At 71.8% G+C, this 21,407-nt stretch carries 24 protein-coding genes; 16 read left to right on the forward strand and 8 right to left on the reverse strand.

The window, feature by feature from the left end; all coding sequences use genetic code 11:
* Position 1: 1 nt before the first annotated feature.
* Genes AC4IJH_RS15950 through AC4IJH_RS15965 form a run of 4 tightly spaced genes read right to left on the reverse strand, consistent with a single transcriptional unit; the run spans position 2 to position 4,347 of the window.
* A complete protein-coding gene (locus tag AC4IJH_RS15950; RefSeq protein WP_490852354.1) occupies positions 2–763 on the reverse strand; it encodes an amino acid ABC transporter ATP-binding protein in 762 nt (253 codons plus the stop codon).
* Positions 760–1,647 (reverse strand): amino acid ABC transporter permease, encoded by an 888-nt coding sequence (locus AC4IJH_RS15955; RefSeq protein ID WP_490852355.1) that lies wholly within the window; start codon positions 1,645–1,647, stop codon positions 760–762. The genes AC4IJH_RS15950 and AC4IJH_RS15955 overlap by 4 nt, the downstream gene beginning before the upstream one ends.
* On the reverse strand, positions 1,631–3,496 hold the full coding sequence (locus AC4IJH_RS15960) for an FAD/NAD(P)-binding protein (RefSeq protein WP_490852356.1): 1,866 nt from the start codon (positions 3,494–3,496) through the stop codon (positions 1,631–1,633). Before AC4IJH_RS15960 ends, AC4IJH_RS15955 begins: the two co-directional genes overlap by 17 nt.
* Complete coding sequence (locus AC4IJH_RS15965; RefSeq protein ID WP_490852357.1) at positions 3,493–4,347, reverse strand: amino acid ABC transporter permease; 855 nt, start codon at positions 4,345–4,347, stop codon at positions 3,493–3,495. The genes AC4IJH_RS15960 and AC4IJH_RS15965 overlap by 4 nt, the downstream gene beginning before the upstream one ends.
* A 437-nt stretch (positions 4,348–4,784) precedes the next feature.
* On the opposite strand from AC4IJH_RS15965, the gene AC4IJH_RS15970 reads away from it, so the two are divergent.
* Genes AC4IJH_RS15970 through AC4IJH_RS15980 form a run of 3 tightly spaced genes read left to right on the forward strand, consistent with a single transcriptional unit; the run spans position 4,785 to position 7,392 of the window.
* Positions 4,785–5,906, forward strand: a complete 1,122-nt coding sequence (locus AC4IJH_RS15970) for an LLM class flavin-dependent oxidoreductase (RefSeq protein WP_490852358.1) — start codon at positions 4,785–4,787, stop codon at positions 5,904–5,906.
* The gene (locus AC4IJH_RS15975) at positions 5,903–6,409 is read left to right on the forward strand and encodes a GNAT family N-acetyltransferase (protein WP_490852359.1); all 507 of its coding nucleotides are present in this window, start codon (positions 5,903–5,905) and stop codon (positions 6,407–6,409) included. Before AC4IJH_RS15970 ends, AC4IJH_RS15975 begins: the two co-directional genes overlap by 4 nt.
* Positions 6,406–7,392, forward strand: a complete 987-nt coding sequence (locus tag AC4IJH_RS15980) for an ABC transporter substrate-binding protein (RefSeq protein ID WP_490852360.1) — start codon at positions 6,406–6,408, stop codon at positions 7,390–7,392. Before AC4IJH_RS15975 ends, AC4IJH_RS15980 begins: the two co-directional genes overlap by 4 nt.
* A 36-nt stretch (positions 7,393–7,428) precedes the next feature.
* On the opposite strand, the gene AC4IJH_RS15985 is transcribed toward AC4IJH_RS15980, so the two are convergent.
* Positions 7,429–8,883, reverse strand: coding sequence for a DUF5685 family protein (locus AC4IJH_RS15985; RefSeq protein ID WP_490852361.1), 1,455 nt, complete (start codon positions 8,881–8,883; stop codon positions 7,429–7,431).
* Positions 8,884–9,114: 231 nt separating this feature from the next.
* Here AC4IJH_RS15985 and AC4IJH_RS15990 point away from each other — a divergent pair, with 231 nt between their 5' ends.
* Positions 9,115–9,579, forward strand: a complete 465-nt coding sequence (locus AC4IJH_RS15990) for a cell division protein SepF (protein ID WP_490852362.1) — start codon at positions 9,115–9,117, stop codon at positions 9,577–9,579.
* Positions 9,580–9,663: 84 nt separating this feature from the next.
* Here AC4IJH_RS15990 and AC4IJH_RS15995 read toward each other — a convergent pair whose 3' ends face one another.
* On the reverse strand, positions 9,664–10,860 hold the full coding sequence (locus AC4IJH_RS15995; RefSeq protein ID WP_490852363.1) for an acyl-CoA dehydrogenase family protein: 1,197 nt from the start codon (positions 10,858–10,860) through the stop codon (positions 9,664–9,666).
* Between the two features lie 148 nt (positions 10,861–11,008).
* Complete coding sequence (locus AC4IJH_RS16000) at positions 11,009–12,637, reverse strand: MFS transporter (RefSeq protein WP_490852364.1); 1,629 nt, start codon at positions 12,635–12,637, stop codon at positions 11,009–11,011.
* A 229-nt stretch (positions 12,638–12,866) separates the two neighbouring features.
* Here AC4IJH_RS16000 and AC4IJH_RS16005 point away from each other — a divergent pair, with 229 nt between their 5' ends.
* Positions 12,867–14,069: a glycosyltransferase family 39 protein gene (locus AC4IJH_RS16005; protein WP_490852365.1), complete on the forward strand. Its 1,203-nt coding sequence runs from the start codon at positions 12,867–12,869 to the stop codon at positions 14,067–14,069.
* A 304-nt stretch (positions 14,070–14,373) separates the two neighbouring features.
* The gene (locus AC4IJH_RS16010) at positions 14,374–15,405 is read left to right on the forward strand and encodes a phosphatase PAP2 family protein (RefSeq protein WP_490852366.1); all 1,032 of its coding nucleotides are present in this window, start codon (positions 14,374–14,376) and stop codon (positions 15,403–15,405) included.
* Positions 15,406–15,529: 124 nt separating this feature from the next.
* Here AC4IJH_RS16010 and AC4IJH_RS16015 read toward each other — a convergent pair whose 3' ends face one another.
* Positions 15,530–15,745 (reverse strand): I78 family peptidase inhibitor, encoded by a 216-nt coding sequence (locus AC4IJH_RS16015; RefSeq protein WP_490852367.1) that lies wholly within the window; start codon positions 15,743–15,745, stop codon positions 15,530–15,532.
* 456 nt (positions 15,746–16,201) lie between these two features.
* On the opposite strand from AC4IJH_RS16015, the gene AC4IJH_RS16020 reads away from it, so the two are divergent.
* Genes AC4IJH_RS16020 through AC4IJH_RS16065 form a run of 10 tightly spaced genes read left to right on the forward strand, consistent with a single transcriptional unit; the run spans position 16,202 to position 21,357 of the window.
* Complete coding sequence (locus AC4IJH_RS16020; protein ID WP_490852368.1) at positions 16,202–16,519, forward strand: gas vesicle protein GvpO; 318 nt, start codon at positions 16,202–16,204, stop codon at positions 16,517–16,519.
* On the forward strand, positions 16,516–16,944 hold the full coding sequence (locus tag AC4IJH_RS16025) for a gas vesicle structural protein GvpA (protein ID WP_490852369.1): 429 nt from the start codon (positions 16,516–16,518) through the stop codon (positions 16,942–16,944). The genes AC4IJH_RS16020 and AC4IJH_RS16025 overlap by 4 nt, the downstream gene beginning before the upstream one ends.
* Positions 16,941–17,684 carry a GvpL/GvpF family gas vesicle protein gene (locus AC4IJH_RS16030; RefSeq protein WP_490852370.1) on the forward strand — a complete coding sequence of 248 codons (744 nt, stop codon included), beginning with the start codon at positions 16,941–16,943 and terminating at the stop codon, positions 17,682–17,684. The genes AC4IJH_RS16025 and AC4IJH_RS16030 overlap by 4 nt, the downstream gene beginning before the upstream one ends.
* An 11-nt stretch (positions 17,685–17,695) precedes the next feature.
* On the forward strand, positions 17,696–17,956 hold the full coding sequence (locus tag AC4IJH_RS16035) for a gas vesicle protein GvpG (RefSeq protein WP_490852371.1): 261 nt from the start codon (positions 17,696–17,698) through the stop codon (positions 17,954–17,956).
* On the forward strand, positions 17,953–18,615 hold the full coding sequence (locus tag AC4IJH_RS16040) for a DNA primase (protein WP_490852372.1): 663 nt from the start codon (positions 17,953–17,955) through the stop codon (positions 18,613–18,615). Before AC4IJH_RS16035 ends, AC4IJH_RS16040 begins: the two co-directional genes overlap by 4 nt.
* On the forward strand, positions 18,608–19,672 hold the full coding sequence (locus tag AC4IJH_RS16045; RefSeq protein ID WP_490852373.1) for an SRPBCC family protein: 1,065 nt from the start codon (positions 18,608–18,610) through the stop codon (positions 19,670–19,672). The genes AC4IJH_RS16040 and AC4IJH_RS16045 overlap by 8 nt, the downstream gene beginning before the upstream one ends.
* On the forward strand, positions 19,669–20,022 hold the full coding sequence (locus AC4IJH_RS16050) for a gas vesicle protein (RefSeq protein ID WP_490852374.1): 354 nt from the start codon (positions 19,669–19,671) through the stop codon (positions 20,020–20,022). The genes AC4IJH_RS16045 and AC4IJH_RS16050 overlap by 4 nt, the downstream gene beginning before the upstream one ends.
* Entirely contained in the window at positions 20,019–20,882 is an 864-nt protein-coding gene (locus tag AC4IJH_RS16055) for a GvpL/GvpF family gas vesicle protein (protein ID WP_490852375.1), read from the forward strand. The genes AC4IJH_RS16050 and AC4IJH_RS16055 overlap by 4 nt, the downstream gene beginning before the upstream one ends.
* Entirely contained in the window at positions 20,879–21,085 is a 207-nt protein-coding gene (locus tag AC4IJH_RS16060; protein ID WP_490852376.1) for a gas vesicle protein, read from the forward strand. Before AC4IJH_RS16055 ends, AC4IJH_RS16060 begins: the two co-directional genes overlap by 4 nt.
* Complete coding sequence (locus AC4IJH_RS16065) at positions 21,082–21,357, forward strand: gas vesicle protein K (protein ID WP_490852377.1); 276 nt, start codon at positions 21,082–21,084, stop codon at positions 21,355–21,357. The genes AC4IJH_RS16060 and AC4IJH_RS16065 overlap by 4 nt, the downstream gene beginning before the upstream one ends.
* Positions 21,358–21,407 lie beyond the last annotated feature (50 nt).

Raw genomic sequence — 21,407 nt, forward strand, 5'->3', positions numbered from 1 at the left:
TTCACAGGACCTTGGAGAGGAAGGACGCGGTGCGCTCGTGGGTGGGGTGGTCCAGCACCTGCTCCGGCGGCCCCTGCTCGATGATCCGGCCGCCGTCCATGAAGACGACGGTGTCGGCGACCTCGCGGGCGAAGCCGATCTCGTGGGTGACCACGATCATGGTGGTGCCCTGGTGCGCCAAGTCCTTGATGACGTCGAGGACTTCACCGACCAGCTCGGGGTCCAGAGCGGACGTCGGCTCGTCGAAGAGCAGCAGTTTGGGCTCCAGCGCGAGGGCGCGGGCGATGGCGACGCGCTGCTGCTGGCCACCGGAGAGCTGCTTGGGGTAGGCGTCGGCCTTGTCGGCGAGGCCGACCCTGGCCAGCAGCGTGCGCGCGGCCTCGGCCGCCTGCGCGCGCGGCCGCTTCAGGGCCGATACGGGGGCCTCGGTGATGTTCTCCAGCACGGTCAGATGCGGGAAGAGGTTGAAGTTCTGGAAGACGAACCCGATGTGGGTGCGCTGCTTGAGGATCTCCCGCTCGCGCAGCTCGTACAGCTTGTCCCCGGAGCGCCGGTATCCGACGAGCGAGCCGTCCACGCTCACCCAGCCGCTGTCCACCTTCTCCAGGTGGTTGATGGTGCGCAGCAGGGTGGACTTGCCGGAGCCGGAGGGCCCCAGGACGACGGTGACCTCGCCCGCGGCGACCTCCAGGTCGACGCCCCTGAGCACGTCGAGGGAGCCGAACGACTTGTGGACGGAGCGGAGTTCAACCATGGCGCTCATCGCGTGGCTCCCTTGGAGAAGTGGCGTTCGACGTAGTGCTGGAGGACGGAGAGCACGGTGGTCAGGAGGATGTACCAGGCGGTGGCGACCATCAGCAGGGGGACGACCCGGCCGTTGCGTCCGTAGACGACCTGGACCTGGTAGAAGAGTTCGCCGATCGCCATGACGGAGACGATCGAGGTGCCCTTGAACAGCGAGATGACCTCGTTGGCGGCGTTCGGCAGGATCGAGCGCATCGCCTGCGGCAGCACGATCCGCCGCAGCTGGCGCAGCCTGGGGATGCCCAGGGCGGCCGCGGCCTCCGACTGGCCGCTCTCCACGGCCAGTACGCCGCCGCGCACGATCTCGGCGGCGTAGGCGGCCTGGTGCAGGGCGAGCCCGAGGACGGCCGCGCTCATCGCGCCCACCAGGCCCATCGTCTCGAAGGAGAAGAAGGCCGGGCCGAAGGGAATGCCGAAGTCCAGGCGCTGGTAGAGGTAGGCGAGGTTGAACCAGAACAGCAGCTGGACGATGAGCGGGATGGAGCGGAACGCCCAGATGTAGGTGAAGGCGACCGACTTCAGAAACGGGCTGGCGGACAGCCGCATGAAGGCGAGCACGATGCCGAGGGCGAAGCCGAGCGCGGTGCCGTAGAAGGTCAGCTGGAGGGTGATCCACACGGCGCGCAGGATGGTTTCGGCGGTGAAGAAGCGCGCGAACACCTCCCACTCCCAGGCGGGGTTGGTGATCAGGCCGTGCGCGAACTGGGCGATCAGTACGGCGGTCACGCCGCAGGCGACCCAGCGCCAGGGGTGGCGTACCGGCACGACCTTCAGCCCGGAGTGGTCCCCCGGCGGCGCGGCCCGCTCCTTCACCCGGCCGGGCCGGTCACTGGTCAACGACATGGGGTTCCTTGGGAGTTCGCAGGAGCGGGGCGGCGACGCGCTCGCTCAGGGCGGCGAGCAGGGCGCGGGCCACGGCGTCGTTCTGCTGGAAGGCCGGGGCGTTGGTACGGGGCCGGGCGAAGGCGCCCGAGGAGGCGGCGTCGGTGTGCGGGCCGAGGGCGAAGCGGCGCGGGTGCGGGCGGCCCGCGCGGTCCAGTACGCGCCCGTCGCGCAGGTCCACCTTCAGCAGTCCGGTGGGCGTGGCGGCGGCGCCGTCCGCGTACAGGGCGCGCAGCAGGGCGTCCGTGCTGTGTGCGACCGATGGCCGGGGCAGATAGGCCTCCACCAGGGCGCGGGCCCTCACGCCGCCGGTCGGCGCGCTGGGGCTGTGGGCACGGAAGGTGCCGTCGGCCGCGGTGACGGCGGTGTCCGCGCCCAGGAAGCGCACCACCCCGGCCCGGGAGAGCGCCAGCAGCTGGCGCAGTCGCGGACCTGGCGGGCCGGAGGCGAGATAGCTGAAGAAGCCGTGCCACCAGGTGCCGATGTCGCCGAGCCGGTACAGCTGCGCGTACACCGACAGCAGGCCGAGGAAGACCGCGAGGTCGGGGCTGTGCGCGGGGTCGTGGCGGCGGGCGAGGCCGGCCTCGATGTAGCCGCGCAGCCCGTCCTGCAGGGCGTCGGCGCCGGGGAAGCGGACACCGGCCAGGGGGTGGTCCAGCGCGTCGAGGTCGAGCCGGTCGGCGGGGTCGGGTACGGAGGCGGCGATCAGCGCCTGGAGTTCGGCGCTGCGCGGTTCGGCGGCGGCGTACTTCTCCTCGAAATCGGGCCAGTTCACCCGCGTGCGCTCCGGACGGGCGGTGAACAGGCGGTGGTAGTGGGCGAAGCCCAGCTCCTTGTCGATCAGCGGCCACACATCGCGCCGGAAGTCGAACCCGCCTTTCCTGGCGAGGAGTTCATCGACCTCGGCGGGCCCGAAGAAGCGGGGCAGCGGGGGCCGCTCGCCCGTCCAGGGGTAGCCGAGCTTGGAGTGGTACGGCACGCCGCGGCGGGACCCGACGTGCAGCACGGGCTCACGCCCGGAGGGGAGGTAGTCCAGTTCGCCGTCCGGCCGGGTCCGGTACCGCCCGCCGCGGCCCTCGGTGAGCAGCGCCATCAGGTCGACGAAGGCCAGCCCGAAGCCGCGGACGATCACCGGTTCGCCCGCGGGGAGCCCGGACAGATCGCTGTCGGCGGTGAAGTCCGGTGGCAGGTAGGTGAGTTGGTGTTCGGCGGCGAAGCGGGACAGTGCGCGCTGTTCGGGCGGCGGCTCGGAGCCGAGGTGCCCCAGGGCCAGGACGACGAGGTCGGCGGCCAGGGGCGTGGGGCGCCCCCGCAGCCAGACCTGCTGGCGGCCCTCGCGCGGGCCCACGACCCGCACGGCCCGGTCGCGGTGCTCGTGCACGGCGATGCCCGGCGGCAGGGCCGCCACCGACCGCTCGTACACCCAGGCCATGTAGGCGCTGTGCACCCTGCGGGAGGCGAAGTCCTGCGGCGCCAACCGGGCGATGTCCGCGCGGAGTTCGGGGTCCACGTCGATCGACCCGTGCCGTACCTCGCGGGCCCATTCGGCCAGCGAGGGGCCGTGCCGCACCGGCCCGGTCAGCTGTACGGACTCGTCGGTGAACATGGTGACGTCCTCGGCCATGGAGTTCATCCACAGCAGCGGGGACTGCTCGCGGCGCCAGATGCGGCCGCCGCCGGGCGGGTAGGGGTCGACCAGGTGCAGGTCCAGCGGCGTACCGCCGTACAGCTCGGGGGCGTTGGCGGCGATCCGCTCCACCAGGCCGGTGGTGCGCGGCCCGGCACCCACGAAGACGATCGACCGCCTCATCGGGCACCCGCCGTTCCGCGCGCGTAGCGGCGCTCGACGTAGTGCTGTCCGACGCTGAGCAGCGAGGTGACCACGACGTACCAGATGGTGGCGACCAGCAGCATCGGCACGACCTGGTAGGTGCGGTGGTAGACGAGCTGGACGGAGTAGAGCAGGTCCTGCACGGCGATGACGGAGACGATCGAGGTGCCCTTGAGGGTGCCGATGAGCATGTTGCCCGCGGGCGGCACGATCGAGCGCATGGCCTGCGGCAGAACGATCCTGCGCAGCCGGCGCCCGGCGCCCAGCCCCAGCGTCTGGGCCGCCTCGATCTGCCCCTTGTCCACCGAGAGGATGCCGCCGCGTACGACCTCGGCGGCGTACGCGGCCTCGTGCAGGGTCAGTCCGATGACCGCGACGGTCACGGGCCCGAGGAGGTTGACGGTCTTCACGCCGAGGATCTGCGGGTACAGCGCCCCGATGTTGAACCAGAACAGCAGCTGCACCAGGATCGGCGTGGAGCGGAAGAGCCAGACATAGCCCCAGCTCACCGCGCGCAGCACGGGGTTGGCCGACAGCCGCAGGACGGCCAGGAGCGTGCCGAGGGCGAAGCCGAGCACCATGACCAGGGCGGTCAGCCACAGGGTGAGGCCCAGGCCGCGCAGTACGGCGCTGGAGGTGAAGTAGGCGACGACCACGTCCCATTGGAACGCCTCGTTGCGCAGGACGGAGTTGAGCACCGCGGCGAGCAGCGCGAGGACGACGACGGCCGCCGCCCACTGGCCGGTACGGCGCCAGGGGACGATGCGCAGCTGCGCCGGCGGATCGCCGACGGGGGTGCGGGAGGGGGGCTTGGAGAGGGTCGCGGGCATGCGAAGGCTCCGTGGATTCAGGGATCGAACACGGGAGTTGAGCGCCTTCACACAGGCGAAACACGAGCACCGGGCGCGCCCCTCAGCACGGCCGGACCTTGAGGCTATGGGGTGAACAGGGAGCAATGTCAAGGCTGTCCACACTGTGAGCGGTGGATCACATGCCGGTTGACGGGGAAACGGATGCCTGTTCCACTTATGCGCATGAACCCATGGCAGAAGCTGGTCACCCGCGACCACATCGACTTCGGTCGAGTGTGGTCGTCCTCCTGTTGAGCTGACCTCCTGCCCCCGGGCCCGCTGCCGTCACGGCCGGGCCGTTTCGCGGTTCCCCCTCTTTCGCCGCGCCTTCACACGCCGCGTCACCTCGGTGACGCACCCCTCCCCTCCCTCGTTCCCCCACCAGTTCCTTCGGCATGCTCGAAGAAGGGCGCGGTATGCGCTTCGGCGTCATGACTCTCATCGACAACGTCCCGGACGCGGTGTCCGGACACCTCCTCACCCCGCACGAACGCCTCCGAGAGGTGGTCGAACTGGCCATACTGGCCGAGGAGTTGGGCTTCGACGCGTTCGGCGTCGGGGAGCGGCACGGTCCGCCGTTCCTCTCCAGCTCCCCGCCGACGGTGCTGGGCGCCATCGCGGCCCGCACCGAGCGCATCCGGCTGTTCACCACCGTCACGGTCATCTCCACCCTCGATCCGGTACGGGTCGCCGAGGACTACGCGACGGTGGACCAGCTCTCCGGCGGCCGCCTGGAGCTGATGATCGGCAAGGGCAACGCCCCCGAGCCGTGGCACCTCTTCGGCCGCGATCCCAAGGACCAGTACGCGCTCCAGGAGGAGAACTACGAGCTGCTGCGCCGCCTGTGGCACGAGGAGAAGGTCACCTGGTCCGGCCGCTTCCGCCCGCCGCTGCGCGAGGCCACCGTGCTGCCCCGCCCCTACCAGCACTCCCCCACCATCTGGCACGGCAGCGCCACCAGCGAGCGCTCCGCCGAACTGGCCGCCCTGTGGGGCGATCCGCTGTTCACCTCCAACGTCATCCAGCCGGTGGCCAGTTACGCCCGGCTGATCGACCACTACCGCGAGCGCTGGGAGGCCTACGGCCACGACCCGTCGGCCGCGCTGGTCGGCGCGGGCGGCACGCTGTACGCCGCGGCCGACGACGCCACGGCCCGCAAGGAGTTCACGCCGTACTACGAAAGCGCGGTCATTGCCCGCAACGTACCCGGCAACAACACCCCCTTCCGCACCCTGGACGACGCCGTCGACCACGGCCCGGTCCTGGTCGGCTCGCCGCAGCGGATCGTGGACAAGGTCCTCCAGCAGCACTACGCCTACGGGCACACCGTCCAGTTCTTCGGCGTGGAGAGCGCCGGGCTGCCCTTCGCCCGCAAGGCCGAGGTCCTGGCGCTGACCGCCGCCGAGGTGCTGCCGCAGCTGCGCCGGGAGCTGCCCGACACCCTGCCCTGGCCGGAACCGGAACCGGAACCGGAACCGAAGCCGGAGCCCGCGCCCGGGACGGCAGGTGCGCCCGCCACCGCCGGAGCCGCACGGTGACGGCCACCCCGCCCGCGCCCTCCGCCACGGACCTGACGGTGCATCACACCACCGTCACCGACCCGCTGGCCCGCCCGCTCCTGGACGAACTCACCCACGAATACAGCACCCGCTACGGAAGACCCGTCGACCTGTCCCTGGAGTACCCGCCCGAGGAGTTCGCCCCGCCCGGCGGCGCCTTCCTGCTGCTCCTGGAGCACGGCCGGCCCGTCGCCGGCGGCGCGTACCGGCGCCGTGACCCCCGTACCGCCGAGCTCAAGCGGATCTGGACGCACTCCGCGCACCGCCGCCGCGGCCTGGCCCGGCAGGTGCTGCGCGCCCTGGAGAACACCGCCGCCCGGCGCGGCTACACCCGGGTGTACCTGACCACCGGGCCGCGCCAGCCCGAGGCCAAGGGCCTCTACCTCGCCACGGGCTACCGCCCCCTGTTCGACCTGTCCGCCGACCCCGAGACGATCGGCCCGCTGCCGTTCGACAAGCGCCTGGAGATCCCGATCCGATGAGAACCACCCCGCAGCCCGCCCGGATACCGCGCGGCTCCACCCCCCGTACCGCCCTCCCGCTGCGCGCCGCCGCCCTCCTGGCCACGGCCGCGCTGGCGCTGACCGGCTGCGGCTCGGGCGAGGCCGGGGCCGGCGCCCAGGGCGCGGGCCCGGCGGGCGCCGTCGCCAAGATCCCCACCACCGATGTGGTCTCGGCGGTCACGAAGGACCCGGCCGCCGCGAGGCTGCTGCCCGCCGATGTCCGCGAGCGCGGCACCCTGACCATCGCCGCCAGCGTCGGCACCCCGCCCTCGGCCGCCTACCGGGAGGACGGCCGGACCGTGGCCGGCGCGGACATCGACTTCGCCGACGCGGCCGCCAAGGTCCTGGGGCTGAAGCTGAAGCGCGAGGTGGCGAGCTTCGAGGCGATCCTGCCCGCGCTGGACAGCGGCAAGTACGACCTGGGCACCGGCAACTTCGGGGTCACCGAGGAGCGCCGCAAGACCCTCGACTTCGTCACGTACATCAACGACGGGCAGGGCTTCGCGGTCCGCGACGGCAGCCCGCTGAAGAAGGTCACCGACCTCACGCAGCTGTGCGGCCTGACGGTGGCCACCGGCGCGGGCACCACCTTCGAGGAGACCCTGGAGAAGAACAAGCACCGGTGCACCGACGCCGGTGAGAAGGCGTACGACGTCAAGACCTACGCCGACCAGGGCGCGCTGTGGATCTCGCTCCAGCAGGGGCGCAGCGATGTGGTCATGAGCACCATCAACGGCCTGCGCTACGCGGTCAGCCAGCAGCGGGGCCTTGCCTTCCTCAACGAGTACAAGCGCCTGGACGTCGGCTTCGCCTTCAAGAAGGGCTCCGGGCTCGCCCCCGCCTTCCAGGCCGCCGTCAACCACCTCAAGAAGGACGGTAGCTACGACCGCATCCTGAAGAAGTGGGGGACGGGCGAGTCCGCGATCAAGGCGTCGCAGATCTCGCCGCCCGAGGTGAAGTGACGTCAGGACCGCGGTGGTGACACCGCGGTCACCGGCTCAGGCACCGCAGTCGCAGCACGAGCAGCACTCGCAGCAGCTGCACGAATCACAGCAGTCGCAACAGTCACAGTCGCTGCAGCAGCCCTCGCGCTTCTTGCGCGACCAGGCTCCCTCGTACTCGTCGGCACAGCAGACCTTGCAGGTGCAGCACAGCCCGATGGCCGCCGCGCACCCGGCCCAGAAGCCGCGCGGCGGCTTGGGCGCGTTGGGCAGCCCCGGCAGTCCGCCATGGCTGCCCTGACCACCGTGCCCGCCGTACCCGCCGTGACCACCGCTCCCGCCGAAGCCACCGCCGCCGCCCGAGCCGCCGTGCCCACCGGACCCGCCGTGCCCGCCCGCGCCGCCACCGGCGTACGGATGGTGCTGCGCGTACGGCGGCGCCTGGCCGTGCGCAGGCGGCTGACCGTACGGATTCGGCTGGCCGTAAGGATTCTGCGCCCCGTGCTGCGGCACCTGGTACGGCCCCGGCTGCTGCCCGCCTTCGTAGGGACCACCGCCCTGATACGGGCTGCCGCCCTGGTACGGATTGCCGCCCTGGCCACCGTCCCAGTTCAGCCCGGCCTCCTGGTGCCCGGCATGCCCGCACCCCGTGGTGCCAAAAGCCCGGTCCACCGACTGCCGCAGCTCGTGCGCCAGCAGCACGTGCGCCAGCTTCCCGGCGCCCTCCCCGGCGAATTCCACCTCGCGCAGCGCCAGCCGGACCCCGTGCACCGCGTCGTCGCACAGCCGCCGCACCTCGCCCAGGTCCGTGCCGGTGGCCGCGACCGGGTTCCAGGCGCCGCTGTCGGCGTCCCGCGCCAGGTCCTCGACGGCGTCCAGCAGATGCGCCAGCCGACCGAAGAGCCGGCCCGCCTCCTCCAGCGGAGCGCGGTTGTGCGGCCGCCCGGCCAGCACCGCGGTGTACCCGAAGGCAGCCGCCGTGGCGGTCTCGGTCGGCTCGGTGACGGTCAGCAAGCAGGTTCCGGGGCCCGCGGCGCGCTCGAGCGACTCCTGGCGGCCGACCGCGTCCAGCAGCACCGCGGTGTCGAAGCCGAGGTCCATGCCGCTGCGGGCGCCCGCGCGGTCCCACTTGGCCGCGACCCGGCGCGCGGCGGCCGCCACCGGACGCCGTGCCAACGCCCCGTCGCCGTCGGCGACATGGTCCCTGACCTTGGCCGAGGCCAGCACCAGCGAGACGGTCGCGGCCAGCCGCGCGCCCTCACCCTTGGCCACCGGAGCCGTCCGCATCCCGCGCAGCGGACAGGGCCCGGCCGTGCGCCGCCACCCGGTGCTGCGCTGTGACTGGGCCTCGACGAGTACGGAGATGACCAGCCCGTCGTAGTTGGTGGCCACCCGCGCGAACTGGCCGTGGTCACCGCGCAGCGCGAGACACAGCCCGCACAGATGCGCCATCCACTCGGTCCGCAGCCCCTCCGAAAGACGATGCCGGCAAGGCCGGACAATCCCGAACAACGCTCCCCCGTTCACCCATACGTCCCCGGCGTCACCCGACCGGGCCGATGGATTGTATCCGTCACCCCGTCAGGCCCCTTACCCGGTGGGAACTCTGATCGAATGCCATCCGTTCTGCACCAGTACCGTCACGAATCCCCTGTGCGGCGGCTATCCACATGGCACACCATCCGCATCATGGACGACCATAGAGGGGCGGACACACAACACCGCGGGTGAGAGGAGGCGTCAATGGGATCGGTGCGCAAGGCGAGTGCCTGGCTTGGCCTCGTCGACGACAACGATGACGAGCGCTACTACGGCGGCTACGAAGACGACTCTGTCGAGGAGTCCGAGACCGGCAGCAATGCGGCCGGCAACGCCTGGGTCACCGACCCACGGGTGCGGGTGGCCGACCAGGCCGCGCAGGAGCAGGGCACCCGGATCGCCACGGTCACCCCGGACGGCTTCCGGGACGCGCGCGGCATCGGCGAACTGTTCCGCGAGGGCGTACCGGTCATCGTCAACCTGACGTCCATGGAGCCCGCCGACGCCAAGCGCGTGGTGGACTTCGCGGCCGGGCTGACCTTCGGCCTGCGCGGCTCGATCGAGCGGGTGGCCACCCGGGTCTTCCTGCTCACCCCGGCCGACTACCGGGTCCTCAACGGCGAAGCCGCCGGCCGCAGGGGCGACGGCGGCTTCTTCAACCAGAGCTGAACCGTTTTGCGGCTCCGGCCGGCAGCCCCGGGGCTGCCCCCGGGAGGAACGGCAGCAATCAGAGCTGAGCTCAAGGGCAAGGGCTCACCGGAAAGCGTCCAGGCCGGTGAGTGCCTTGCCCAGCACCAGCTGGTGCATCTCCACGGTGCCCTCGTAGGTGAGCACCGACTCCAGGTTGGTGGCGTGCCGCATCACGGGGTACTCCAGTGAGATTCCGTTGGCGCCCAGGATCGTGCGGGCCGTACGGCAGATCTCGATCGCCTCGCGCACATTGTTCAGCTTGCCGAAGCTGATCTGCTCCGGGCGCAGCCGCCCGGCGTCCATCCGCCGCCCCAGATGGTGGGCGAGCAGGATGCCCTTGTGCAGTTCCACCGCCATGTCGGCGAGTTTGGCCTGGGTGAGCTGGAAGCCGCCGATCGGCCTGCCGAACTGCTCGCGGGTGCCGGCGTACCCGAGCGCCGCCTCGAAGCTGGCCCGCGCCGCGCCCATCGCACCCCACACGATCCCGTAGCGGGCGTGGCTCAGACAGCTGAGCGGGCCGCGCAGTCCGACGGCTTCGGGGAGCACGGCGTCGGCGGGCAGCCGCACCTCGTCCAGGACCAGTTCGCTGGTGACGGAGGCGCGCAGCGACCACTTGTGCTTGATCTCGGGGGCGGAGAAGCCGGGGCTGCCGGTGGGCACGACGAAGCCGCGGATGCCGTCGTCGGTACGGGCCCAGACCACCGCGACACCGGCCACCGAGCCATTGGTGATCCACATCTTGCGGCCCGTCAGCACCCAGTCCCCGCCGTCGCGTTTGGCGTGGGTGCGCATGGCGGCCGGGTCGGATCCGTGGTCGGGCTCGGTCAGCGCGAAGCAGCCGATGATCTCGCCCGCCGCCATGCCGGGCAGCCACCGCTGCTTCTGCTCCTCGGAGCCGAAGCGCCAGATCGCGTACATGGCCAGCGAGCCCTGTACGGACACCAGCGAGCGGATGCCGGAGTCGGCGGCCTCCAGCTCCAGGCAGGCCAGCCCGTACTGGACGTGGGAGGCGCCCGCGCAGCCGTAGCCGGTCAGCGGCATGCCCAGGGCTCCGATGGAGCCCAGTTCGCGGGCCAGTTCGCGGATGCCGGGCAGCTCGCCGCTCTCGTACCACTGGGCGATGTGCGGCAGGACCCGGTCCCCGGCCCACTGGCGGACGGTGCCGCGGACCGCGCGGTCCTCGTCGGTCAGCAGGTCGTCCAGGCCCAGGGGGTCACCGGGGTCGAACGGCGGCAGCTTCGAGGACGGCGTTGCGGACATGGCGGGGCCTCCGGCGCGCGAGCGGATAAAACTAGCGTTGTTAGTTATTGCTCGCGCCCGACGTTACGGCTGATGCCGCCGCAGCGGCAAGGGTCCCCGCCCTCAGGGGCGTCCTGCCGGCCGGCACCGGACCGGCAGGACGCGGTGGCTACGGCCGGGAGCTGGCCGGTGCCGGCTCCGCCTCGCGGCCGGCGCCCGGGGTGCCCTCGCTGTCGGTGCGCTCCGCGGCGTCCGCGGCCCGGCGCGGCAGCCGCAGCGCGATGCCCGCGCCGACCAGCAGCAGCACGGCGCTGGCGACCAGCGTGACGTGCAGCCCGTGGATGAAGGAGCCCTGCGCCGTCTCGCGCAGCGCGCCGCCCGCGAAGTCGCCGAGCTTGGAGGCGACTTGGATGGCCTCGCCCAGCGAGTGGGCGGCGGCCTTGGAGGCCTCGTCGGGAACGCCCTCGACATGGGCCAGGCCCGGCGCGTACACGGCGTTCATCACGCTGCCCAGCAGCGCCACCCCGATGCCCGCGCCCAGCTGGTAGGAGGTCTCGCCGATGGCCGCCGCACCGCCGGCCTGTTCGGCGGGCGCCTCGCTGAGCATGGACTCGTACGCCCCGAAGAGCGTGGTCTGGAAGCCGAAGCCGAGCAGGACGAAGCCGAGGATCAGCAGCCAGGGGCGGTCCTGGCCGTTCATCGCGGTCAGGCACAGCACGGCGACGGCGGTGAGCACGAAGCCGAGCGAGACCATCATCCGGGGCCCGGCGGCCTGGAGCAGCTTGGAGCCCAGCAGGCCCGCCGCCATGGCGGAGAAGACCAGCGGGAGCATCCGCAGTCCGGTCTCCAGGGGGCTGAGGTGCAGCACGAGCTGGAGGTACTGGACGGCGATCAGCTGCAGGCCGACCAGGGCGAGCATCGCCAGGACGATGCAGCCGACCGAGGTGCCGAAGGCGGGACGGGCGAACAGCCGCATGTCGATGAGCGGGTGCTCGCGCTTGCGCTGGCGGCGCACGAAGACGATCAGCAGCAGGGCACCGGCCACGATCGAGACCAGCGTCGTCGGCCCCAGAACCGATTCGCCGCTGCCGATCCGCTTGACGCCGAGCACCAGCCCGAGGATGCCCAGGGCCGCGATGACCGCGCCGACCACGTCCCAGGGGCCGTTGCGGTCGCCCCGGGACTCCGGGAGCAGCCAGCGGCCGAGCAGGAACATCGCCGCCATCATCGGGATGTTGATGAGGAAGACCGAGCCCCACCAGAAGTTCTCGACCAGGAAGCCGCCGAGCACCGGGCCGACGGCGGCGCCGACCGCGGCCACCGCGCTCCACACACCGATCGCCACCGCGCGCTCGCGGCGGTCGGGGAAGACCTGGCGCAGGATCGACAGCGTCGCGGGCATGATCATGGCGCTGCCCACGCCGAGCACGGCGCGCGCGGCCATGAGGATCTGCGGGTTGGGAGCCAGCGCGGCCACGGCGGAGGCCAGGCCGAACAGTCCGTACCCGAGCAGAAGGATGCGCCGGCGTCCGACGCGGTCGCCGAGGGTGCCGAAGAGGATCAGCAGCGACGCCGCGATGAGCGGATAGATGTCGACGATCCACAGAAGTTCGATGGGCCCCGGGCGCAGATCCTCTGTGACGGAGGGCACGGCCACGTACAGGATGGTCGTGTCCAGCGCGACGAACAGAAGGCTGACGCAGAGCACGATCAGCACGGTCCAGCGGTTCGCACCACCCCCTGGCTGCCGGGGAACACCAGCCGTCCGCTCCTTGCCGGACGTGGTTGTCCCTGACATGTACGCACCTCCTGTCATGCTCTCGCGGCCGCGGACCAGGACGTGAAAAAGGCCCCGGGGGAACCGGCGGCACAGGCGAGTTGAGACGTCAGACTACGCGAGGTGCGGCGTGTGACGTGTGGCTCACCTCATGATGAGACGCTCATCGCAGGGTCCTTTGGTTCCCTTACCCACTGCCCAGGACCCGTCTTCGGGCAGCCGGAGGCCGGGCACCTGGATAATCGGCGGGATGAACGATCTTGCCACCACCGCCGCACCGGTACGGACCCCGGGGGGCCCTCGGCTGCGGGCGGCGCTGCACCGCGCCGCCCCCGCCCTCCTGGTCCTCGCCGCGGTCCGGGCGCTGGGCGTCGTGGTGCTGGCCGTGTGGTCGGCGGCCAACGGCAAGGACTGGCACACGCTGCTCACCGCCCGCTGGGACTCGCTGTGGTACACCCGCGTCGCCGAGCAGGGGTACGGATACGCCGTCACGCTCCCCAATGGCGACGTGCACTCCAACATGGCCTTCTTTCCGCTGCTGCCGTGGCTGGAAAAGGGCCTCGCCGCGCTGTCCCCGCTCTCGGCGGCCGACGCGGGCATGGTGGTGAGCTGGCTCGCCTCGCTGGCCGCGGCCTGGGGCCTGTACGCGATCGGCGAGCGGCTGTACGGGGCGCGGGCCGGGGTGCTGCTCGCGGCGCTGTGGGCGGCGCTGCCGGTCGGGATCGTGCAGTCGATGGCGTACTCCGAGGCGCTGTTCACGGCGCTGGCGGCCTGGGCCCTGTACGCGGTGCTGACCGGGCGCTGGGTGTGGGCGGGCGCGCTGGCGTCGCTGGCCGGGCTGACCCGGCCGGTGGGCGCGGCGGTCGTGGCGGCCGTGTGGCTCACCGCCGCGCTCACGCTGTGGCGCGAGCGGCGGGACGGGGGCCGGATCTCCTGGGCCTCCTGGATCTCCTGGCCGCGGCACCGGCGGATGCTGCTGGGCGCCCTGCTCGCGCCGCTGGGCTGGTTCGGCTATTTCCTGTGGGTCGGCGCGAAGGTGGGCAGCCCCACCGGCTATCTGGACGTCCAGGGCGGCTGGGGCAACGGCTTCGACGGCGGGGTGGCCTTCGCCTCCTTCATCGGCAAGCAGCTCACCGGACCCACGGTCCTCGCGGGCCTGGGGCTGCTGGCGGGCGTGGCGCTGGTGATCTGGCTGTACGTGCTGTGCGTACGGCAGCGCCAGCCGCTGCCGCTGCTGGTCTACGGCGGCCTGGTCCTGCTGCTGGCGCTGACCGCCAAGGGCTACTTCGGCTCCAAGCCCCGGCTGATGATGCCCGCCTTCCCGATCCTGCTGCCGCCGGCGGTGGGGCTGGCCCGGTGGCGCCCGTGGCGCGCCTGGCTGCTGCTCGGGGTGGTCGCGGCGGGCTCGGCGGTCTACGGCGCGTTCTGGCTGAACGGGTCGGGCCCTCCGTGACCGGTCCGGGTCCTTCCCGGAGGGTGCCGCACCCCCGGGTAACCGGAAGGTTTCCCTCCGTGAACTCCGTACGGAAAACACGGCGCGACGCCCGCGCGAATCAGGGATAAACTCCGCTCACGAAAAGGGAATAAGGCACCCGGCACGAGGCCTCGCACGGCTCTCCGGATAATCCGGGACCCGCTGAATTTCTCCCTTGAACCAAGGACCGAAGTCCTGTTTGAGACCTATTCCACATCACATCGTCATTACAAAGCTCACAGTTCGACCGAGTGCCTACATCACACGCGGTAACGTCGATTGAGTGCGTACCGATGACAAGCTCGACCAGATGGAGGAGCACCCGACCGACGACCGTGTCCGACCCCGTATGACCCGCACCCGCCTGTGGCTGCTGTGGGGAACGCTGGCGGTCTACGCGGCGATCGTGGTCGGCGTGCTGGCCACCACATGGCTGATCACGCTCGACTGGCAGGTGATGTTCTTCCGGCCGTACAAGCAGTGGCCACAGATCCACGCCTTCCTGGACTACTTCGTGGTCCTGGGCCAGCGCGGCCCGACGGCGGTGGCGGTGGCGGCCTGGCTGGGCTGGCGCTGCTGGCGGCAGAAGAACCTCCACCCACTGCTGGTGCTGGGCACCTCCCTGCTGCTGCTGAACGTCACCGTGGGTGCGGCCAAGATCGGCATGGGCCGCCTCGGCCCGCACTACGGCACCACCGTCGGAGCCAACGAGATGTGGCTCGGCGGCGACATATTTCCCTCCGGGCACACCGCGAACGCCGTGGTCACCTGGGGCGTGCTGGCCTATCTGGCCACCACCCCGCTGCGCCGCCGCACCCTCTCGGTGATCGCCGCCCTCGGCGCTCTCGGCGTGGGCATGACCACGGTCTACCTCGGTACGCACTGGGTCAGCGACGTCCTGCTGGGCTGGGCCGCCGGCCTCCTGGTCCTGCTCGCCCTGCCGTGGTTCGAGCCCGGCATGGCCTGGGTGGAGGGCCGCCTCATGGAGCTGTGGCTGCGGCTGCGCGCCGGCACCCTGCTGGCCCCGCTGCCCGCCGCCCCCACCGGCGTCCGCCCCGGCCTGTCCCCGCAGCGCACCGCCCCCGAGAAGGAGGTGCTGGTGCGCGAGACGGTGGGCGCCGGCACGGGCGGCCGCGGCGGTGCCACCCGCGCCCCGGAGGGCTGGCCGCACCACCCCTCCCGGCCGCACACGACCCGCTCGGAGCGCTCCCCGGTCACCCCGACCGGGAGCCGAAGACCGCCGCACGCGGACCGTACGCCGCGCAGCGCGCCGCTCGCGCCTACCCTGGGGCGCGGTCGCGGCGGGGCCAACTGAGGCCCTCCACCGACCCGCGGGGACCGGTACGCACAGCCTTTCCCCCGCGTACGACGGCCCCGGCCGCTCTTCTGGAGCGACCGGGGCCGTTTCTGTTGTCCGTCATGGGCGCGCCGGCGGGCCGTCAGCCCGGCCACACCTTCGTCACCGCGTCGTTCTGCACCTCGAAGTTGAGACGTCCGACGACGAACTCCATGGTGACGATGGTGCCCGGCGCCAGCGAGCGCACCGTGGTCCAGCCGCGCCCGCGGGCGTGCTCCTCGGCCTCGGACTGCGGCAGTCCGAGATAGCTCTCCAGGTCGTCCTCGGGTGTGTCGGGTGTGTTCGGTACGGGTGCCATGCCTGCCACCGTAGGCGCCCGCGCCGGAGGGCGGAAGGCCGGGGCCCCGCACACCGTGATCCGTCCGTGACCACCCATTGGTCACACTTCTGTCACAGAAAAGCACTCCGGGTTTGCGAGAACTCCCGTCACTCGTACGTGCCTTACGAGCCGGCGCGGGAGCGGCCGATAAAGGCGCCCAAATTCCTTCATGATCAAATTCCGCTACCACTTCCGGTAACTCGCGTCACAGGCGCGAAAATAGCCCCCAGCAGCACCGCATTCCACTTGAGCGGACCGCGCCGCGGAAAGTCCGGGAATTGGCCAACGGCACACATTCCGCACACATTTCCCGCACATGACGGCCCGCGGCCCGCCCCGCCGCCGGGCCGCAACGGCCGGTTTGGGCCCCAGCTCACGCGGTACCCGCCGTCCCGAGGACCCCGGCAGGGCCTCAGAGGACCTCAGAGGACCCCCATGGGAGACAACACGGCACACACACCCGGCAAAGACGACCATCAAGCGGCGGCCGACGGCCCCAGCCCGCTGGAGCTCCTGCGCGCGGCCCGATCCCAGCTCGCCGAGCTGACGGGGCTGCGCCCGGAGACCGTGTCCCGGTTCGAGCGGACCGAGGACGGCTGGGTCCTGGAGGCCGAGGTGCTGGAACTGGCCAGAGTGCCCGAGACGATGAGTCTCATGGCGCTGTACGAGGTGACCCTCGACGCCGAGGGCTCCCTGACCGGCTACCGGCGCGTCAGCCGCTACGAGCGTGCGAGGGGAAGACCACAGACATGACCGTTGTCCCGGCACAACAGACCGGGGGCGGGGGCGGCTCCAGCGGCTTGTACGACGTGCTGGAGCTGATCCTGGACCGCGGACTGGTGATCGACGCGTTCGTCCGCGTCTCGCTGGTCGGCATCGAGATCCTGAAGATCGACGTACGGGTCGTGGTGGCGAGCGTGGACACGTATCTGCGGTTCGCCGAGGCCTGCAACCGTCTCGACCTGGAAACCGGCGCCAACCGAAGCCCCGGACTCCCCGACGTGGTCGGCGAGATCACCGAGTCCGGCGCCCACGGCAAGTCCAAGGGCGCCCTGTCCGGCGCCGCGCAGAGCTTCGCCGACGCCATCGGCCAGGGGCGGGAGAAGGCCGAGGAGGAACAGGGCCGGCGCCGCACCACCAAGCGCTCCGCCTCCAGGACCAAGGAGGAGGGCGAGTGAGCACCTACGTCTACGGCATCGCGCGCGCCGACCACCCGGCGCCCGAGCAGGAACTCCTGGGCATCGGCAACCCGCCCCGCCCGGTGCGGATCGTGCGCGACAAGGAACTGTCCGCCGTCGTCAGCGACTGCCCCGAGAACCTGCGGCCCAAGCGCCGCGATCTGCTCGCCCATCAGCACGTACTGGCCGAGGCCGGCACCCAGGGCGCGGTGCTGCCGCTGCGCTTCGGCTCCCTCTCGGAGAACGACGAGGCGGTACGCGGCGTCCTCGCCGAGCACACCGAGCACTACAGGTCACAGCTGGACCAGCTCAACGGGCGGGTCGAGTACAACGTGAAGGCCGCCCACCGCGAAGAGGCCGTACTGCGCCAGGTCCTGACGGAGGAACCGGAGGTCAGGACGCTCAACGAGGCCAACCGGGCCTCCGGAGGCGGCGCCTACCAGGACCGGCTGCGGCTGGGCGAACTGGTGGCGAGCGCCATCCGGGCGCGCGAGGTACGCGACGCCAAGCTCGCCGAGGCCGCGCTCGCGCCGCTGGCCGAGCGCTCCTGCGCCGGGCCCGAGGGGTCCGGCTGGCTGCTGAACCTCTCCTTCCTGATGCGTCAGGAGTCGGTCCCGCGCTTCCTGGAGGCCGTCGATCAGTTCGCGGCCGCGCACGAGCACATGGAGCTGCTGGTCAACGGGCCGCTGCCGCCCTACAGCTTCGTCAGGCCGGTACGGGCCGAGGCCCGGCAGAGCTAGGCGGCCCGCGGATGGGCCTGATCAAGGAACTGCTGCTGCTCCCGGCCGCCCCGATCCGCGGCACCGGCTGGGTGCTGCGGCAGGTGCTGGCGGACGCGGAGCGCCGCTACTACGACCCGGCCGTCGTGCGCCGCGAACTGCGGGATCTGGCGCGGCAGCTGGACGAAGGACTGATCGCCGAGGCGGAGTTCGACCGGCGCGAGGACGAGCTCCTCGACCGCCTGGAGGCCGCCCAACGGTGGCAAGGACATGAAGGGAATCCACCGAGATGACGAACCGGCTGGCACTGACGCTGGCCGTCGCCGGCGGCTATCTGCTGGGCCGTACCAAGAAGGCCAAGCTCGCCATCGGCATCGGAGGCATGGTGCTCGGCAAGCGACTGCAGCTGAGCCCGCAGCGACTGGTCACCCTGGTGGGCGACCAGCTCAGGGACAACCCGCAGTTCGCCGAGTTGCGCGAGCAGCTGGGCGGCGAGCTGAAGGGAGTGGGACGGGCCGCGACCGACGCGTTCGTCACCCGGCGCATCGACGCTCTGGCCAGCAGCCTGGAGGAGCGCACCCTGGACGTGCGCGAGAGCTTGGACCCCCGTCCCGGGCGAGAGGGCACGCAGGCCGAGGGAGCCGAGGAATCCGAAGAAGACACCGAGCGCGACAAGCCCGCGGAGGACACCTACCGGGCGCGCGCCGGGGACGGGGACGAGGCGAAGGGGACCCGGAAGAAGGCCGCCGACGGCGGTCGCAAGCGCTCCCGTACGGACACCAAGGGCAGCGGCGGCGCGAAGAGCGCGGGCCGGTCCAAGAGCGCGGGCGGCGCCGCCCGCAAGACCGCGTCGGCGGCGAAGCGTACGGAAGCGGGCAAGGCGGCGGGCGCGGCGAAGAAGACCGCGACCCGGGCGGGCTCCCGGCGCACCGGGGGTGGCGAGGGTGACTGACACCGCGAAGGGCTCCCCCGTGGAGACCCTCAAGGAGAGCGTGGCCGGCAGCCCGGCCACCGACCGGCTCAAGGAGGCGGCGACCGCGTTCGCCTCCGCGCAGGCCCAGCGGCTGCTGGTCGCCACCGGGCGCCGCCTGGGCGAGGCCACCGCGCGCCTGGAGGACGTGGCGCAGGGCGGCGGCAAGGGCCTGGTGGGTCCCGTACTGAAGGACACCGTCAAGGGCGCGCTGAAGGACACCGTGCGCAACACCGCCAAGAAGACCGTCAAGGGCGTGTCCGGCAAGCTCACCGGTGGGCGCAAGGGCGGCGGCAAGGGCAGGTTCGTCACCATCGTCGAGGACATCGACGTGGGGGTGCCGGTGCGCGAGGCCTACGACCAGTGGACGCAGTTCCAGGAGTTCAGCGCCTTCGCCAAGGGCGTGCAGGGCGTGGAGTCCGCGGACGAGACCACGACCAACTGGCGGGCCAAGATCTGGTGGTCCACGCGCAGCTGGAAGGCCGACACCACCGAACAGATACCCGACCGGCGCATCGCCTGGACCTCGGAGGGCGCCAAGGGGACGGTCAAGGGCGTGGTCACCTTCCACGAGCTGGCCGACTCCCTCACCCGGGTCCTGCTGGTCCTGGAGTACCACCCCAAGGGCCTGTTCGAGAAGACCGGCAACATCTGGCGGGCGCAGGGCCGCAGGGCCCGTCTGGACCTCAAGCACTTCCGCCGGTTCGTGACGCTGCGCGGCGAGGCGAGCGGTGCCTGGCGCGGCGAGATCCACGACGGCGAGGTCGTCCGCGGCCACGCCGAAGCCGTGGAGGAAGAGGAGGAGGCCAGGGCGGCGCGCGAGGAGGAGCCGGAGGAGGAGTACGTAGAGGACACGGACACGGAAGACCCGGAATACACGGAAGACGCAGAAGAGACCGAAGACGCCGACGACTCCGGGGGCGACGTGGAGGGCGCCGAGGACGACTACGAGGACGAGGACGCCGAGGACGCCGAGGACGCCGACGACGAGCTGGAGGACGTCGAGGAGGACGAGTACGAGCCGGAGCCCGCCCGGTGACCTCCCCCTACTCCTCCGACAGCGGCGGCGGCGCCAACCTCGCCGACATCCTCGAACGCGTCCTGGACAAGGGCGTGGTGATCGCCGGTGACATCCGTGTCAACCTCCTCGACATCGAACTGCTCACCATCAAGCTGCGGCTGATCGTGGCCTCGGTCGAGCGCGCCGAGGAGATGGGCATCGACTGGTGGCGGGACGATCCCACGCTCTCCTCCGGCGCCCGCCGCCGCGAACTCGCCGAGGAGAACGCCCGGTTGCGCGAGCGGATCACCGCGCTGGAGCAGGGCAGCGACCAACAGCGGGCCCCGCTGGACGAACAGCGGGCCGGACGCCGAGAGGAGCTTCAGTGAGCACCGCACCACAACGAGCGCGCGGGCAGGGCAGGTTGCGCTATGTCTACGCCGTCACCCGGGCCGGGTTCCGGCCCCGGGAGGGACTGTCGGGGGTCGCGGGCGCGCCCGTGCACACCGTCACCGAGGACGGTCTGGCCGCGCTCGTCTCGCCCGTACCCGCGGCCGACTTCGAAGAGGAGGCGCTGCACGCCCACTTGGAGGATCTGGCGTGGCTGGAGCAGACCGCCCGCGCCCACAGGTCGGTGGTCGACACGGCCGCCGCTTCGGTGAGCCTGCTGCCGCTGCGGCTGGCCACGGTCTACCGCGACGAGCAGGGGGTGCGCCAGGCGCTCGCGGCCCGTACCGAGCACTTCGCCTGCGCCCTGGCCGCCGTGGACGGCCGCACCGAGTGGGGCGTCAAGGCGTATGCGGAGGACCGCGCGGAGGGGGCGGCGGATCCGGACAACTCCCCCATGGATTCGGCCACTTCGGCACCCGAGGCCGGTTCGGGGCGCGACTTCCTGCGGCGGCGGCTGGCCCGCCGCCAGGCGCGCGAGCGGGCCCAGCAGCACGCGGACGACCTCGCCCGTATGGCGCACGAGGCGCTGGACCGGTTCGCCGAGCGCAGCCGGCTGCACCGGCCGCAGGACGCGCGGCTGTCCGGGCTGCCGGGCCGCAATGTGCTCAACGGCGCCTACCTGGTCCCGCGCGAGGAGACCGGCGCGTTCACCGGCCTGGTCGGCGAGCTGGCGGACCGCTGCGCGGACGCGGGCGTACGGATCGAGCTGACCGGGCCGTGGGCCCCGTACTCCTTCACCCGGCCGCCCGAGCCGGTAGAGCCCGATCCGGCAGAGCCCGAAGGCGCGGAGCCCGAATGAGCATCGTCCCCCAGGACCCCCTCGCCGAGCGGCAGATCGCTCTGGTCGACCTGCTGGACCGGCTGCTGGCGGGCGGCGCGGTGATCGTGGGTGACATCACCCTGCGGATCGCCGAGGTGGATCTCGTACGGATCGACCTGCGCGCCCTGATCAGCTCGGTCGGCGAGGATGTCCCCTCCCCCTTCCAGGAGTTGACGCCATGAGCCGCCGCATCGAACTGGACCAGGACACCGTCGAGCGGGATCTGATGCGCCTGGTGCTGACCGTCGTGGAGCTGCTGCACCAGCTGATGGAGCGGCAGGCGCTGCGCCGCGTCGAGCAGGGCGATCTGAGCGGGGATCAGGAGGAGCGGATCGGGCTGACGCTGATGCTGCTGGAGCGCCGGATGGACGAGCTGTGCGCGCGCTACGGCATCGGCCCGGAGGAACTCAATCTGGATCTGGGCCCGTTGGGTCCGCTGCTGCCCCGGCAATAAGACTCCGCCGATGCCGGCCGCCGGGCGCCGCCCGGCGCAGGAGGCCGGTG

Source organism: Streptomyces sp. UF-297 (assembly GCF_058245575.1).

Bases quoted from the DNA above. Each gene is read 5' to 3' on its own strand.
- AC4IJH_RS15965 (WP_490852357.1), bottom strand. From the start codon at position 4,347: ATGCCCGCGACCCTCTCCAAGCCCCCCTCCCGCACCCCCGTCGGCGAT.
- AC4IJH_RS15960 (WP_490852356.1), bottom strand. From the start codon at position 3,496: ATGAGGCGGTCGATCGTCTTCGTGGGTGCCGGGCCGCGCACCACCGGC.
- AC4IJH_RS16025 (WP_490852369.1), top strand. From the start codon at position 16,516: ATGACCGTTGTCCCGGCACAACAGACCGGGGGCGGGGGCGGCTCCAGC.
- AC4IJH_RS15950 (WP_490852354.1), bottom strand. From the start codon at position 763: ATGAGCGCCATGGTTGAACTCCGCTCCGTCCACAAGTCGTTCGGCTCC.
- AC4IJH_RS16040 (WP_490852372.1), top strand. From the start codon at position 17,953: ATGACGAACCGGCTGGCACTGACGCTGGCCGTCGCCGGCGGCTATCTG.
- AC4IJH_RS16000 (WP_490852364.1), bottom strand. From the start codon at position 12,637: ATGTCAGGGACAACCACGTCCGGCAAGGAGCGGACGGCTGGTGTTCCC.
- AC4IJH_RS16065 (WP_490852377.1), top strand. From the start codon at position 21,082: ATGAGCCGCCGCATCGAACTGGACCAGGACACCGTCGAGCGGGATCTG.
- AC4IJH_RS15995 (WP_490852363.1), bottom strand. From the start codon at position 10,860: ATGTCCGCAACGCCGTCCTCGAAGCTGCCGCCGTTCGACCCCGGTGAC.
- AC4IJH_RS16015 (WP_490852367.1), bottom strand. From the start codon at position 15,745: ATGGCACCCGTACCGAACACACCCGACACACCCGAGGACGACCTGGAG.
- AC4IJH_RS15980 (WP_490852360.1), top strand. From the start codon at position 6,406: ATGAGAACCACCCCGCAGCCCGCCCGGATACCGCGCGGCTCCACCCCC.
- AC4IJH_RS16005 (WP_490852365.1), top strand. From the start codon at position 12,867: ATGAACGATCTTGCCACCACCGCCGCACCGGTACGGACCCCGGGGGGC.
- AC4IJH_RS16060 (WP_490852376.1), top strand. From the start codon at position 20,879: ATGAGCATCGTCCCCCAGGACCCCCTCGCCGAGCGGCAGATCGCTCTG.
- AC4IJH_RS15955 (WP_490852355.1), bottom strand. From the start codon at position 1,647: ATGTCGTTGACCAGTGACCGGCCCGGCCGGGTGAAGGAGCGGGCCGCG.
- AC4IJH_RS16020 (WP_490852368.1), top strand. From the start codon at position 16,202: ATGGGAGACAACACGGCACACACACCCGGCAAAGACGACCATCAAGCG.
- AC4IJH_RS16035 (WP_490852371.1), top strand. From the start codon at position 17,696: ATGGGCCTGATCAAGGAACTGCTGCTGCTCCCGGCCGCCCCGATCCGC.
- AC4IJH_RS15970 (WP_490852358.1), top strand. From the start codon at position 4,785: ATGCGCTTCGGCGTCATGACTCTCATCGACAACGTCCCGGACGCGGTG.
- AC4IJH_RS15990 (WP_490852362.1), top strand. From the start codon at position 9,115: ATGGGATCGGTGCGCAAGGCGAGTGCCTGGCTTGGCCTCGTCGACGAC.